Genomic DNA, 13684 nt, shown 5'->3' with positions numbered 1-13684 from the left:
CATGCAGCGGAACCGCACATCGTCTTTTCCGCCGCCCATTGCCCGACAAAGAAGGGGATTTCTCGATTTAGCTCCAAGTAACTCGCCTGCTCATCGTTCGCAGCGCCTTGGCAACCAGCCAATAAAGCAATGGCGAGGATACATTTCGTCTGGCGCATAAGGAATCTTGGAAGTGCACTGCGCCGGCTGTGCCAGCGCGAGGATACGCTCCCGTAGGAGCAATCTGCTGAAATTGCGGGACCCGCCCTCACCCCACCCGCACCAGCCGCCCGTCGCCCGCCGGCTTCAGCCGTCCCTTGATGAGTGCCTCGGCGCTCGTGTCCACCTCTTCGCGGCCGGAGCGGGTAATTCGACCACCTCCCGCACCGTCAAAGGAGAGCACCGAGCGCTTCAGAAGTTGCGAATAAGGGTGCTGCGGGGCTTCGAGGATGGGGCGGGCGGGACCCATTTCGACCACGTGCCCCTTCTGCATGATGATGATGCGGTCGCTGATATAGTAGGCGGTGGCGAGGTCGTGGGTGATATAGATGATGGTGACGCCAAGCTCGTTGCGCAGCCGCTTGAAGAGGTTGACGATCGCCATCCGGAGCGAGGCGTCGACCATGGAGACCGGTTCGTCGGCGACGATCACGCTCGGCTTTGAGATCAGCGCCCGGGCGATGGCCGTGCGCTGCAGCTGACCACCCGACAGTTCATGCGGAAAGCGCCCCTTCACCTCCCTCAGCGACAGCCCGACATGCTGGAGCGCCTCGTCCATCGGCCCTTCCATCTCCGCCTCGGTGCGCGCATTGAGGAAGCGCCGGGCGGTGGAGGCGAGGTAGCGGTCGACGCGCTTCAGCGGGTTGAACGCCTCGAACGGATTCTGGAAGATCGGCTGCACGCGCGCCATGAAGGCAAGCCGCTCGGCCCCGCGGCGCGCGGCGATATCCTTTCCCTCGAACAGCAGTTCGCCGCTCGTCGGCACCTCGCTGCCGAGGATCATGCGGGCGAGTGTCGTCTTGCCGGAGCCCGACTCGCCGATGATCGTGAAGATCTCCGGCTTCTTGGCCGACAGTGCGAAGCTCACCTCATTGACGGCCTTGATCTGCTTGCGCGAGAGCACGCCGCCCATGGTGAAGACCTTGCTGACGTCACGGACATCGAGAAGCGGCGACGCGCTCATGACAGAGACTCCTCGACGTGCAGGACCTTGGCGGGGGAAAGCGCCTCGTCGGCGCGGAAGCAGGCGACGCGATGTCCGCCGGGCCGCTCCTCCAGCACCGGCACTTCCTTGCGGCAGCGCTCGATGGCGATGGGACAGCGCGGGTGGAAGCGGCAGCCAGCCGGCGGCTCGGCGAGGCTTGGCGGGCGGCCTTCGAGCGACGGCTTCGGGCTGGTGTCGCCAATGCGCGGCAGGCTGGCGACCAGATGGCGGGTATAGGGATGGCGCGCGGCCGTGAAGATAGTCCGCGTCGGCGCTTCTTCGACGATGCGGCCCGCGTAGACGATGGCGAGCCGGTCGGTGATATTGGCATGAACCGACATGTCGTGGGTGACGAAGACGACGGAGGAGCCGAGCGCCTGCTGTACCTCGCGGATCATCGCCAGGACGTCCTTCTGCACCACCACGTCGAGCGCCGTCGTCGGCTCATCGGCTATGATGAACTCAGGCTGGCAAACGGTGGCGAGCGCGATGGTCACGCGCTGACGCATGCCGCCGGAAAGCTCGTGCGGATAGGCCCTCAGCACGCCGGGCTCCAGGTGAAGGCGGGCCAGATGCGCCTCCACGGCCTCCCAGAACGCCTCGCGCTTCAGGCCCATCGGCCGGAAGGCGAAGTCCTTGAAGGCGGAATGCACACGGCGCACGGGATTGAGCACGCTCATGGAGCCCTGCATGATGTAGGACAGGTGCTTCCAGCGGATCTTGGCGATTTCATCTTCCCCAGCATGGGCGACGTCGATGGGCGTACCGTTGAACCGGTAAGTCACGGAGCCGTCGACAATGCGGAAAGGCGGGCGGATGGCCGCAGCCAACACCTTGATGAAGCTGGTCTTGCCCGACGAGCTCTCGCCGGCGATGCCATAGATCTCGTTGGCCTTCACCCGCATGGTGACGTCGTCGACGGCGCGCACCTCGCGTTCCACACCAAAATAATTCATCTGGTAGTAGGCCTTAAGGCCCTCGACTGTAAGGATGTCGTTGGCCAAGGCTTATGCTCCCATGCGGCGCAGGCGGCTGCGCGGGTCGATATATTCGTTCATGGAGACGGCGAGCAGGAAGAGGCCGAGGAAGGTCATGACGATCAGGACTACCGGAATGACGATCCACCACCACACGCCGACGACCATCGCCGAGTGGTTGTTGGCCCAGTAGAGCGCCGTGCCGACGGTGGGCACGTTGATGTTGGTGAAGCCGAGGACGGCGAGTGTGACCTCGAGCCCGATCGACCAGATCATGTTGGCCATGGCGGTCGAGAAGACGATCGGCATCACATAGGGCAGATGCTCCTCATACATGATCCGGGCGGGCGACATGCCGGCGAAGACGGCGTGACGGGTAAACTCGCGGTGCTTCAGCCCCAGCGCCACCGAGCGGATCAACCGCGCGTCGAACGGCCAGCCGAAACAGGCCATGATCAGCGCCAGCTTCATCATGGTGAGGTCGCTGCGCAGCACGAAGTAGAAGAGGATAAGGATCGGGAAGATGGGAATGGCGACGAAGATGTCGTTGAAGAACATCAACGTCCGGTCCGCCCAGCCGCCGAGATAGCCTGCCGTTAGCCCCACCGTGATCGAGATGATGCGCGACAGCACTGCGACCGTCAGCCCAAAGAACAGCGTGTTGCGGAAGGCGAAGGCGAGGTGCCAGAAGAGGTCCTGTCCGCGCGAATTGGTGCCGAACCAATATTCCCCGCTCGGCGGCATATCGGGAATGGTGGTGTAGATGGCCGTCGGATCGACAGGTGAGAAGAAGCTCAGAAGCGAGAAGGCGACGATGACGCCGACCAGCATAACGCCGATGGTGAATTCGATGTTGTAGCGGATGAGATCGCGGACGACGCTGAACATATCGGCCTACTGTGCCTTGATGCGCGGATCGAGAAGGGGGTGGATGAGGTCGATGAGGAAGATCGCCGTCGCCACCGCGATCACCGCGATGCACGAGACGGCGAGCACCACCGCCGAATCGCCGGCGTTGACCGCCCTGACCAGAAGCGTGCCGAGACCGGGATAGGCGAAGACCTGCTCGGTGATGATGGTGCCGGAAAAGATGCCGCCGAGCGCCATGGCAAGTGCGGTGAGCTGCGGCACCATGGCGTTGCGGATGACGTAGGACGAGACAATGCGCCGGCGCTCCACGCCGGCAAGTTCGGCGTAAGTCACGTAGTCTTCGGTGACGATGTTGGAGACCAGCGCCCGCATGCCGAGGAACCAGGTGCCAAGCCCGACAATCACCAGCGACGCTGCGGGCAGGATTGCGTGGCGCAGGATCGAAACGATGAATTCGGGCGACCAAGAGGGGCGGACGTTCATGGCAAAGCCGCCCGAGATCGGCAGCACCGGCCATAAGAAGCCGAAGATGATGACCATCAGGAACGCCACGATGTAGTACGGGATCGGCTGGATGCCGATGGCGATGACGCCGAAGGCCTTGAGGAGCCGGGAGTTCTGATAGTAGCCGGCGAGGCCGCCGAGGATATTACCGATGAGCCAGGTGAGGATCGTCGACACCGCTAAGAGGCCGACCGTCCACGGCAGCGCCAGCATGACCAGCTTCATGGCGGGCGTCGGGAAAGCGAGCAGCGATGGGCCGAGGTCGCCGACCAGAAGGCGACCGAGGAAATTGAAATAGCGCTCGTGAAGCGGCACGTTGAGGCCGAAAAGCTCCGTCAGCGTCTCGCGCAGCGAGGCGATGGCCTGGGGGCTGTAGGCAGACTGCCCGCTGACACGCCCGATGATCGTCTCAACCGGACTGATAGGGCTCAGATACGAGACGAAGAAGGCCACCGAGATGCCGGTGAAGACGACGGCGAGAAGCTGCAAGAAGCGCTTCAGGGCGAAAGTCAGATAATCCTTCATAGTAGCGTTGGGAAGTTGAGCTGGCTCGACAAAGAAGCGTCGTCATCCCGGCCAAGGGAGCGAAGCGACCGCGAGCCAGGATAGGTTCCGTGATCTGCCCACGTTCTGGAATAGGTCCCGGACAGTCTCCGCTTCGCTCCAGCATCCGGGATGACGCCGAGGGGATTGGTACCGCTTGAATTCATCTAACTTCCTGATCCTTCGCCGGTCACAGGGCGTCCGGCTCTCGCCGGGCGCCCTGTCCTGGGCATGTCCCGCTACTGCTGTTTTGTCGGCTTGAGCTGGGTGAGAATGTACTTCGAATTCGCCCAGTTCGTGACGATGTTCGCGTAAGGGTTCTCTTCGGCGGTCGGGAAGCCGGTCCAGTACCTCGTGTCGTAGGCCGAGAACACGTTGAACGACATCACCGGAATCACCGGCATCTCCTCGACCATCAGCTTCACGAACTCGTGGCCGAGCTCGAGATTGCGCGGGTCGGTAAACTCGGTCTTGCGCACCTCCTCGATGATCTCGTCGAGCTTCGGGTTCTTCCAGCGCTGCCAGTTACGATGCGGCTGCCGCTCGCCCGGCTCGGCGACATAGTCGGAATGCCACGAGTCGAGGAAGAAGCTCAGGTCCGGATCACCGCCCCATGTCTCGATCGACCAGGCGGTCGCCGCCTCGTATTGACCCAGCGGCAGCGTCGAGCGGTAGATCTCCGGATCGGCTTCCGCCGTCACCTGGATCCCCTGCTGCGACCACTGCTGGGCAATCATGGTGCCCATGCGGTTGATGACCCCTTCCTGGAAGGTGTTGAGCGTGAAGGCGAAGGGCTCGCCATTGGGCATCATCCACTGGTTGCCTTGTTTCGTGAAGCCGGCGGCTTCCAAAAGCTCGGTGGCGGCCTCGACATCCTGCTTCCACCAGCCGTAGCCGAAGGCGGTGCGGATGGCTTCCTCGTCGGTCGGCACCTCTTCGCCGAACTGTGGACGCACCATGTCGGCCACCTGCAGGCCGATCGTTGGATCATAGGGCTTGATCGTCCGCGAACCGGTGTCCAGTTCGTAGTCGATCAGCCAGTCCTGAAGCGGCGCGTGATAGTCCCGCGGGTGTGTGCCCGTCGGCGGGATGGCGATGGCCGAGAGCGTTGCCGCACCCCGGTAGGACGCCATCGAGATGGCGCGCGCATCGAGCATCAAGGCCAGCGCCCAGCGCACCCGCTTGTCCTGGAACTTCTCGTTCTGGTGATTGAAGATCACCATCGGCAGCGTGGGATCCGGGTGGGCATAGGGGAAGCCGGGGAACCAGCCGCGCGATATCTCAGACTGCTTGATGAGGCTGAACATGCCTTCCGGCGTCAGGTCGTGGATCATGTCAAGATCGCCGTTGACCATGTCGATCAGCCGGCTGTCGGTCGACGGGATGGACCGGTAGATGACGTATTTCGGCCCCGGCTCGCCCCACTCGGCGAGCGCCGTCTTGTCCCAGTCCTCGCGCTTCTCCCAGATGTACCAGTAGCCATTCGGATCGTAGGAATGGAGCGTGTAGGGGCCGAGGCCGACCGGCGGGTTGAAATCAAACGCCGTCACGTCCTCCACCTCGGAGAAGATGTGCTCGGGCATGATCCAGGCGCCGTTCCAGCGCACGGAGAAGATGGAGTGGAACCGCGAGTTCGGCTCCTTCAGCTTGAAGTGCACCGTGTAATCGTCGACCGCCTCGACGCTCTCCACATATTGCGAGAAGGGCGCGCTCCAAACCATGCCGGGCGTCTCCATCTGCGTCTCGACGGTGAAGACCACGTCGTCGGCCGTGAACTCCTCACCGTCGCTCCACAGGATGCCTTCGCGCAGCTGCACGGTCATCTCGGTGAAGTCTTCGTTGTACTGCCAGACATCCTTGGCAAGCTGGTTGTAGAGTGCGCCGTCAAGGCCGGCGTCAGGGTCGATGAACCACAGCGTGTCGAGCACCAGCTGATGCAGGCCGTTCGACCATGCAGCGCCATTGCCGGCGACCCACATGTTGAACATGTCGGGATTGATCGCCGGCGGCTCGGGATTGTTGATGATCAGTGTTTCTTCGCGCGGAAATTCATTGAGTGGCGGCGCGGCGGCCTCTTCCTCCTGGGCAATGGCGGTGCCGCCAAAAGCCAGCGAGACGAGCGCCGACGCCAGAAGCGTCTTCAGCTTTCCCATCTGTTTCCTCCCTGGGCGGGGATGCCCAACGGCATCCCGGTCGCAAGTGTCCTCCGACACTCGCAGAACATGCTTCACCAATGCCGGGCGCTTGTCAACGGATAAACTGATGTGAACCGGAAATCATGATATATAGAAAAGAAAGGCGCACTCCCGGTTGGAAATGCGCCTCCAAGTGCGGGAGGAATAGCTGTAGCTAGCGCTTTGCGCGCCCGTCGAACGTCAGAGCTTCACGCGGATCATCTGATATGAATAGGCGGGCAACGAAGCGGCAAGCACGCCGTCGGCCACCCTCGCCCCCGAACCGCTGCGGGGCCTCACGTTCTGCTGATCTGCGGCGGTGTTCACCGCTTCCAGATCCGTATGGGTCATCACCTGATGGTCGATAACCGTGCCGCCGGCAAAGCCCTTAAGGCTCACCTCGACGTCGATCGCCTCCAGGCCGCACCGGTTGACGAGGAAGAAGGTGAGCGTGCCCTCCTCCTCGTTATGCACACCCGAAACGTCGACATAGGGCACGTTGTCGTCGTGCTCACTGTCGTAGCCCGGGCAGTCCACCAGGAGGTTCAAGGCCGTGCCGCGACCGTGGATCGAGGCGAAATAGTAGGGATAGTAGATTGTCTGCCGCCAGGCGGGCCCGCTCCTCTCAGTCATGATCGGCGCGATGACGTTCACCAACTGCGCGATGCAGCCGATCTTCACCACATCCGAGCGGCGGATGAAGGTGTTGAGGATACAGCCGACCTGCAGCACGTCCTCGAAATTATAGATGTCCTCAAGAAGCCCCGGCGCCAGCGGCCATCCGTTACCGCCGTCGAGAATGGCACGATCCTGCTTGTTGGAGTGGTACCAGACGTTCCACTCGTCGAAGGAGATGTAGACGTTCCGCTTCGAGCGCTTTTTGGCCTTCACGAAGTTGATGGTGGAGGCGACGGTCTCGATGTAGCGGTCCAGCTTGTGGTTGAGCGCCAGAAAATTGGCCGTATTCTTCTCGGGGTTGCGGAAATACATGTGCAGCGAGACGTGGTCGACCACCTCGTAGGTATGCTCCAGCACGACGCGCTCCCACTCGGGGTAGGTCGGCATGTCCGAATGGCTCGATCCGCACACCACCAGTTCGAGTGATTTATCGAAGGCGCGCATGGCCTTGGCGGTCTCGGCGGCGAGCTTGCCGTACTCGTGGGCGTCCTTGTGGCCGACCTGCCATGGCCCGTCCATCTCATTGCCGAGGCACCACAATTTCACATCCCAGGGCTCCCGCCGGCCGTTCCTCGCCCTCAGGTCGCTCCAGTATGAGCCGCCGGGATGGTTGCAGTATTCGAGGAAGTTGCGCGCCGCATCGAGCCCGCGCGAGCCCAGATTGACGGCCAACATCATCTCCGTGCCGGCAGCACGGCACCAGTCGGCAAATTCGTGGATGCCCACCTCGTTGGTCTCGCTGGTGTGCCAGGCGAGATCGAGCCTTACGGGCCGATCCTCACGAGGGCCGATCCCGTCCTCCCAGTTGTAGGCGGAGACGAAATTGCCGCCGGGATAGCGCACGACCGGGACGTTGAGCGCGCGAACCAGCTCGAGCACATCGCCGCGGAAGCCGTTCTCGTCCGCCGTCGGGTGACCGGGCTCATAAATTCCGGTATAAACGGCGCGGCCCAGATGCTCCAGAAACGCGCCGTAGAGCCGGTCGTCGATCCTGGAGACGGTGTAATCCTTATGTGCGGTGACGTGAGCCTTCACGGCGTCCTCCCAATGGCCGATTCTTTTCAAATCGGTCTAAGCGATATATATCGGCTATCCTGATTATTTGTGCCGACGGTGTCAACCCTCGGAAAATGAGGTGCGCGGTCGGGTTCACACAGGTTCGTGCTTCTTAGCGGTGGGTCCCCGGGGCAAGCCCGAGAACCCAATAGGCATCAAGTCAGCGCTTCATGTTGATGCGCATGACGATGTCCTGGTCGTAATTTCCGAAGCCCCGGCCGAAGATATTCACGCCGCCGGGATGTTTCGCGCCTTCGCGAATTCCGATGCGCATACGGATCGAGTGGTGGCTGGCGAGGTCGAGCGTGTCGATCGTCACGTTGGAAATCTTCATACCGTCGATGAAGGTGCCCTTGCCGTTGACGGACCAGGTCTTCAGCATGCCGTATTGCGAGCCCTTCAGCTTCCACCACGAGGGCGTGTAGACACCCCGCTTGTCGCCGAAGTCGCCGGGTGAGGTCCACGTGCCGACTTCGGTGCCGTTGAGCCAAAGCGTGATGTCGGAGGGCCAGTTGGTGCTGGTTCCGGGCACCTCGGACGACAATTCCATCGAAAACTCAATACTGTCGATGCCCGAGCCGGCGAGCTTGGCGTTGTTGGGGAACTGGTATTCCACGTAGCCGCGGCCGAACCACAGGAGCGAGGCCTTCATACGGTCCGGGTCGAGGAAATAGTCCGGCACGTCGAGCAGGCCGATGATGCCCTCTACCGAGCAAAGCCCGCAGGGCGCCTCCGTGTTGCAGGCGGTGTAGAGGCCGAGCGGCATGACGACCTCGATCGTGTTGTCGGCCTTCGGCGGCAGGGTCTCCTTGAACAGGACGAGGATCTCATCGAAGGTGGAATGACAGATCTTCTGATTGCCCTTGCGCGCCTTGACGGTCTCGCACCGAACGAGCCCGCCCTCCTCCAGGATCTGCAGGTTTGACGATACAGTCGACTGCGGCAGCGAGAGCACCCGCGCGATATCGTTGACGTTCATCGGCCCTTCAACATGCAGGAGCTTCAGCATCCGCGCACGCACGGGCGAGGCCAATCCCCTGAGCGTCGGCATGTTCTCTTCGGGATCGACGACAAGGAAATTGCGGTTCATGAAATCACCGGCATCGGTATGGAAGAGGACTGCCGTGGACAGCCCGCGAGGTCGCGGGCAAGCATATCAAGAAGTTTGATAATGTCGATCCGCAATGATACGCACCGTCGGACCACCTGAAGGGGCCGCCGGAAGGCGGCCCCTTCAGCTACGCGAAGCCCTTGGTGAGCTCCAGGGCCTGGCGCTCGAAGAGCCGGCGGTAAATGCCGCCCTCGCGCCTGACGAGCTGGGCGTGGTCGCCCTCCTCGACGATGCGCCCGCGGTCGAAGACGAGCAGCCGGTCGAGCGCGCGTACGGTGGACAGCCGATGCGCGATCACCAGTGTCGTGCGTCCGACCATCAGCCGCTCCATCGCCCTCTGGATCAGCACCTCCGATTCCGAATCGAGGCTCGACGTCGCCTCGTCGAAGATCAGGATCGGCGCGTCGGCCAGGAAAGCGCGGGCGATCGCCACGCGCTGGCGCTCGCCACCCGACAACTTGACGCCGCGTTCGCCGACCAGCGTCGCGTAGCCCTTAGGCAGCGCATTGATGAAATCGTGGGCGCTCGCCAGCCGCGCCGCCTCCTCGATCATGGCCATCGACGCACCCGGGCGCGCGTAGGCGATATTCTCCGCCAACGAGCGGTGGAACAGGATCGGCTCCTGCTGCACGATGGCGACTTGGTTGCGCAGGGAGGCCTGTGCCACGCGCGCGATGTCCTGGCCGTCGATCAGGATGCGCCCGCCAGTGACGTCGTAGAGCCGCTGGATCAGCTTGACGAAGGTCGTCTTGCCCGATCCCGAGTGCCCGACGAGGCCGACCCGTTCGCCCGGCTGGATCGATACCGAGAAGTCGCGGTAAAGCGGCGTCGCGTGGCCGACATAGTGGAACGTGACATTCTCGAACTCGATGCCGCCCTCTTCGATGGCGATCGGCGGCGCGCCGGCAATATCGTCCACGCCGAGCGGCTCGCCGTGGATATCCACCAGCTCTTCCATGTCGTTGACCGAGCGCTGCACGTTGCGCACGTGCATGCCGACATCGCGCAGATAACCCTGCAGCATGAAGAAGGTCGTCAGCACGAACGCAATGTCACCGGCGCTCGCCTGGCCGCGGCTCCACAGAATAATGGCAAAGCCGATAATGGCAGCACGCAGGATGAGCATGGTCATACCTTGTGTGGTGCCGGTGATGGTACCGCGGACCCAGGTGCGGCGCGTGCGATGCCGCCATTTCCCGATTACCTTGCTCAGGCGGCTTTCCTCGCGCGTTTCCGCGCCGAAGGCCTTGACGACGGCGTTGCAGGAGATGGCATCGGCCAGTGCGCCGCCCAGTCGCGTGTCCCAGCTGTTGGCAAGGCTCGCCGACGGAGCGACATAGCCCAGGGAAAGCGTCACCGTGAGCGCCACGAAAAGGAGCGAGCCGATGGCGACGATCAGTCCCATCGCCGGCCAGTACCAGCCGAGCAGCAGCGTTGAGCCCACCAGCATCACCGCCGATGGCAGCAGCGCCACCAGAATCGTGTCGTTCAGGAGATCGAGCGCCCACATGCCGCGCGTGATCTTGCGTACGGTCGAGCCGGCGAAGCTGTTGGCGTGCCAGTCGGTCGAGAAGCGCTGCACGCGGTGGAAAGAGTCGGCGGCGATCTCCGCTATCATCTTCAATGTAAGGTCGATGATGCCCATGAAGGCGACATGCCGCAGGAGGATCGAGACGGCCGACAGGCCAAGCAGAATCAGAAACGCGGTGATGGCGGCGTTCCAGGCGAGCGCGTCCGTGGCCGCGCCCCGCGCAACGGCGTCGACCAGGCGGCCCGAATAGAGCGGCGTCAGCACGTCGGCCGAGGTCGACACCAGCACGGCGCCGACAATGAGGGCGAGCCTTCCCGGCTGGCGCCGCCAGTGCGCACCGGTGAACTTGAATACGCTGCGAAAGGCGTTGCCCCGCAGAGCGTTGCGAAAGGAGATCATGATGTTCGCCGGATGCCCGCGGCATCCGGTCCCCCGTAAATTCGAGATTGTGAAAACGGCGCCGGGACGGAAAAAGCGTCGATCAAGCGGTGCCGGACTGCGTCGATGCGCCCTCCACGCGGGAGGCGCTCGAATGGCAGCCGTCTTGACCTTTTGGCGCGCTAAGCGGTCAGTGCTGACCTAGCGGCGCGGGAAGTCCAAGCCGCTGCCCTGTATGGAAGAAGAGCCGAATGCTGGCATTCTTAGCCTCCTTGCAAGGACTGAACGGGGAAGCGTTTCATAAACGGGCCGCCGCTACACGCCAACCCCTTGATGTCATTTCCGCAGGCGGTGTGTTCGCGAGGCAACACCGCTGGAGCGCAAGGTGCCTAGCGATCAAAGGTGCGGGCGCGTGCGCAGGCGCTGGCGGAAATCGGACGGGGTCATGCCGGCGATCTTGCGGAAGCATTTGGTGAAGGCTGACAGCGAGCCGAAACCGCTGTCCATCGCCACCCTCAGCACATTCGCATCCTCCTGCATGAGCAGCGCCTGGGCGTAGGAGAGCCGCAAAAGGCTGACATAGTCGTTGAGCGTCATGCCGGTGGACTTCTTGAAGACGCTCATGGCGTATTTGGGATGAATATCCGCCGACAGCGCGATGTCGGTGGAATCGATGTCATGGCGGAAATTTTCGGTTATGAACGCGCAGATGCGACCGATGTTGTGAAAACTCGTCCTGTCGGGGGCCTCGGTCGGGGTGACCGGCTGCTCGGCGTTTTCCAACAGACGGTATGGCTCGAACTGAATGCGCTCGATCCGCAGGAGAAGCTCATCGACGGCGTGATTGACGCGCTTCTCGTCGCCCGAGCGGATGTACTGGGACCAGCGGTTGAAATCGAGGTCATCGGCACTGCTGGACTGTCCGGCGAGCAGCGTCGCCCCGCGCATCAGCTTTTGCTGGATCTCCGCCGTCAGCCGCAACCGGAAGAAATGAACCAGCGGCAGATGGATGGCGACGAACCAAGCGTCCTCCGAGGTATCGACCACCTGATGCGGTAGGCCTCCCCAGAAGAGGCAGAGATCGCCTGCCTTCAACTCAGCCATGTGGCCGCGCATGCGGTAGTCCACCTGCCCCCTGAAGACATAGTTTATCTCGACCTGGGCATGCCAGTGCGCGGTCCGCATGATGCCGGGCTGCTCGTGGCTGACCACGAGGCTGTTTGGAACCTTCTCAACGGTACTCTTGCCCGGCTCCCAATACCGCTTACCGGCTATCTTACCATCCAACGACTCCGCCTTCCCTTTCACAGTGACGCAAGAACAGCGTCCGCTAACCTACGAAAGGCCCGGTCTGCGGGCAACAGGAAAGGGAGGAACCCATGCGCATGACGCTCGGCCGCGCCGCTCTGGCGCTTGTCTTGGTCACTGGAAGCGCTCCGGCCTTCGCCCAAACGGGCGAGATCACCGTCTGGAGCTGGAATGTCGCCGCTTCGTCGCTCGAATCCACTATCGAGGGCTTCAACGCTCAGTATCCGGACGTCACAGTGACGGTCCAGGATCTGGGCAACCAACAGGTCTTCGACCGCACGCTTGCCGGCTGTGCGGCGGGAGGCGCCGAGCTACCGGACGTCTTATCCATCGAGAACCACGAGGCGGAGATCTTCTGGGCACAGTTCCCCGACTGTTTCACCAACCTGAAGGAACTCGGCTACACTGAGGAGATCGCCGCAGGCTTCCCGGACTTCAAGCGCGTCGAGCTGGAAGTGGGCGACGTCGCCTATGCCATGCCCTGGGATTCCGGTCCGGTGGTGATGTTCTACCGCCGCGACTTCTATGAAAAAGCCGGCGTCGATCCCGAAGAGATCAAGACCTGGGACGACTTCATCGAAGCCGGCAAGGCCGTCGCCGAAGCCAATCCGGGCGTCGTGATGACGCGGGCCGACTTCAATGGCGACACGGAATGGTTCCGCATGCTGGCGAACGAGCAGGGCTGCGGCTACTTCTCCTCCGATGGCTCCGAGATCACCGTCAATCAGCCGGCCTGCGTGGCCGCGCTGGAGACGGTCAAGAAGATGTACGACGCCGGCATCATCACGGCGGCCGACTGGGACGAGAAGATTCAGGCAAACACCGCCGGCACCGTTGCCAGCCAGCTCTATGGCGGCTGGTACGAGGGCACGATCCGCTCCACCTCGCCCGACCTTGCCGGCAAGTGGGGCGTCTACCGCATGCCCAGCGTGACGGAAGACGGACCGCGCGCGGCCAATCTCGGCGGCTCTTCGCTCGCCATTCCCAATAATTCGGACAATAAGGAAGCCGCCTGGGCGTTCGTCAACTATGCGCTCGGCACCAACGAGGGCCAGGTGACAATGCTGCGCGAATACGGACTCGTGCCCTCGCTGCTCTCCGCGCTCGACGACCCATACGTGAAAGAGCCGCTCCCTTACTGGGGCGACCAGGCCGTCTGGGTCGACATCCTCGGTACCCTGGACCAGGTCGTGCCGAGCCGGGGAACCCCCTTCTTCGGCGATGCCGATGGCATCATGAACGCGGTGCAGAGCCAGTACCTCAACGATGGGTTCGACAGTGCGCAGGCGGCGGCGGACGACGCGGCCAACCAGATCGCGCTCGTCACGGGTCTGCCGATCGCGGAGTGACCGGCAGCAACGGCCGGCCGGG

General features: G+C 62.7%; 10 protein-coding genes. 1 reads left to right on the top strand and 9 read right to left on the bottom strand.

Going from position 1 to position 13684, the window contains the following annotated elements; translation table 11 throughout:
- Window positions 1-247 precede the first annotated feature (247 nt).
- The 9 genes from N5A92_RS25995 to N5A92_RS25955 form a co-directional block, all read right to left on the bottom strand.
- On the bottom strand, window positions 248-1162 hold the full coding sequence (locus N5A92_RS25995; RefSeq protein ID WP_260907430.1) for an ABC transporter ATP-binding protein: 915 nt from the start codon (window positions 1160-1162) through the stop codon (window positions 248-250).
- A complete protein-coding gene (locus N5A92_RS25990; RefSeq protein WP_260907501.1) occupies window positions 1159-2139 on the bottom strand; it encodes an ABC transporter ATP-binding protein in 981 nt (326 codons plus the stop codon). The genes N5A92_RS25995 and N5A92_RS25990 overlap by 4 nt, the downstream gene beginning before the upstream one ends.
- 51 nt (window positions 2140-2190) lie before the next feature.
- On the bottom strand, window positions 2191-3048 hold the full coding sequence (locus N5A92_RS25985) for an ABC transporter permease (protein ID WP_260907429.1): 858 nt from the start codon (window positions 3046-3048) through the stop codon (window positions 2191-2193).
- Window positions 3049-3054: 6 nt separating this feature from the next.
- On the bottom strand, window positions 3055-4059 hold the full coding sequence (locus tag N5A92_RS25980; protein ID WP_260907428.1) for an ABC transporter permease: 1005 nt from the start codon (window positions 4057-4059) through the stop codon (window positions 3055-3057).
- 257 nt (window positions 4060-4316) lie between these two features.
- On the bottom strand, window positions 4317-6230 hold the full coding sequence (locus N5A92_RS25975; protein WP_260907427.1) for an ABC transporter substrate-binding protein: 1914 nt from the start codon (window positions 6228-6230) through the stop codon (window positions 4317-4319).
- Window positions 6231-6452: 222 nt separating this feature from the next.
- Window positions 6453-7964, bottom strand: coding sequence for an arabinosylfuranosidase ArfA (gene arfA, locus N5A92_RS25970; protein WP_260907426.1), 1512 nt, complete (start codon window positions 7962-7964; stop codon window positions 6453-6455).
- A 181-nt stretch (window positions 7965-8145) separates the two neighbouring features.
- Window positions 8146-9075: an ArsR/SmtB family transcription factor gene (locus N5A92_RS25965; RefSeq protein WP_260907425.1), complete on the bottom strand. Its 930-nt coding sequence runs from the start codon at window positions 9073-9075 to the stop codon at window positions 8146-8148.
- A gap of 148 nt (window positions 9076-9223) precedes the next feature.
- The gene (locus N5A92_RS25960; RefSeq protein ID WP_260907423.1) at window positions 9224-11026 is read right to left on the bottom strand and encodes an ABC transporter ATP-binding protein; all 1803 of its coding nucleotides are present in this window, start codon (window positions 11024-11026) and stop codon (window positions 9224-9226) included.
- A 375-nt stretch (window positions 11027-11401) separates the two neighbouring features.
- Window positions 11402-12292, bottom strand: a complete 891-nt coding sequence (locus tag N5A92_RS25955) for a helix-turn-helix domain-containing protein (protein ID WP_425248648.1) — start codon at window positions 12290-12292, stop codon at window positions 11402-11404.
- 98 nt (window positions 12293-12390) lie between these two features.
- Here N5A92_RS25955 and N5A92_RS25950 point away from each other — a divergent pair, with 98 nt between their 5' ends.
- Complete coding sequence (locus tag N5A92_RS25950; RefSeq protein ID WP_425248650.1) at window positions 12391-13662, top strand: ABC transporter substrate-binding protein; 1272 nt, start codon at window positions 12391-12393, stop codon at window positions 13660-13662.
- Window positions 13663-13684 lie beyond the last annotated feature (22 nt).

The sequence above is a fragment of the Chelativorans salis genome (assembly GCF_025336525.1).
GTDB classification, from domain to species: domain Bacteria; phylum Pseudomonadota; class Alphaproteobacteria; order Rhizobiales; family Rhizobiaceae; genus Chelativorans; species Chelativorans salis.
Note: the sequence above shows the minus strand (reverse complement) of the source record. Positions and strands in the feature narration are given on the sequence as shown.

Coding starts and splice junctions, on each gene's coding strand:
- N5A92_RS25995 (WP_260907430.1), bottom strand. CDS start 1,162: ATGAGCGCGTCGCCGCTTCTCGATGTCCGTGACGTCAGCAAGGTCTTC.
- N5A92_RS25990 (WP_260907501.1), bottom strand. CDS start 2,139: ATGAATTATTTTGGTGTGGAACGCGAGGTGCGCGCCGTCGACGACGTC.
- N5A92_RS25985 (WP_260907429.1), bottom strand. CDS start 3,048: ATGTTCAGCGTCGTCCGCGATCTCATCCGCTACAACATCGAATTCACC.
- N5A92_RS25980 (WP_260907428.1), bottom strand. CDS start 4,059: ATGAAGGATTATCTGACTTTCGCCCTGAAGCGCTTCTTGCAGCTTCTC.
- N5A92_RS25975 (WP_260907427.1), bottom strand. CDS start 6,230: ATGGGAAAGCTGAAGACGCTTCTGGCGTCGGCGCTCGTCTCGCTGGCT.
- N5A92_RS25965 (WP_260907425.1), bottom strand. CDS start 9,075: ATGAACCGCAATTTCCTTGTCGTCGATCCCGAAGAGAACATGCCGACG.
- N5A92_RS25960 (WP_260907423.1), bottom strand. CDS start 11,026: ATGATCTCCTTTCGCAACGCTCTGCGGGGCAACGCCTTTCGCAGCGTA.
- N5A92_RS25950 (WP_425248650.1), top strand. CDS start 12,391: ATGACGCTCGGCCGCGCCGCTCTGGCGCTTGTCTTGGTCACTGGAAGC.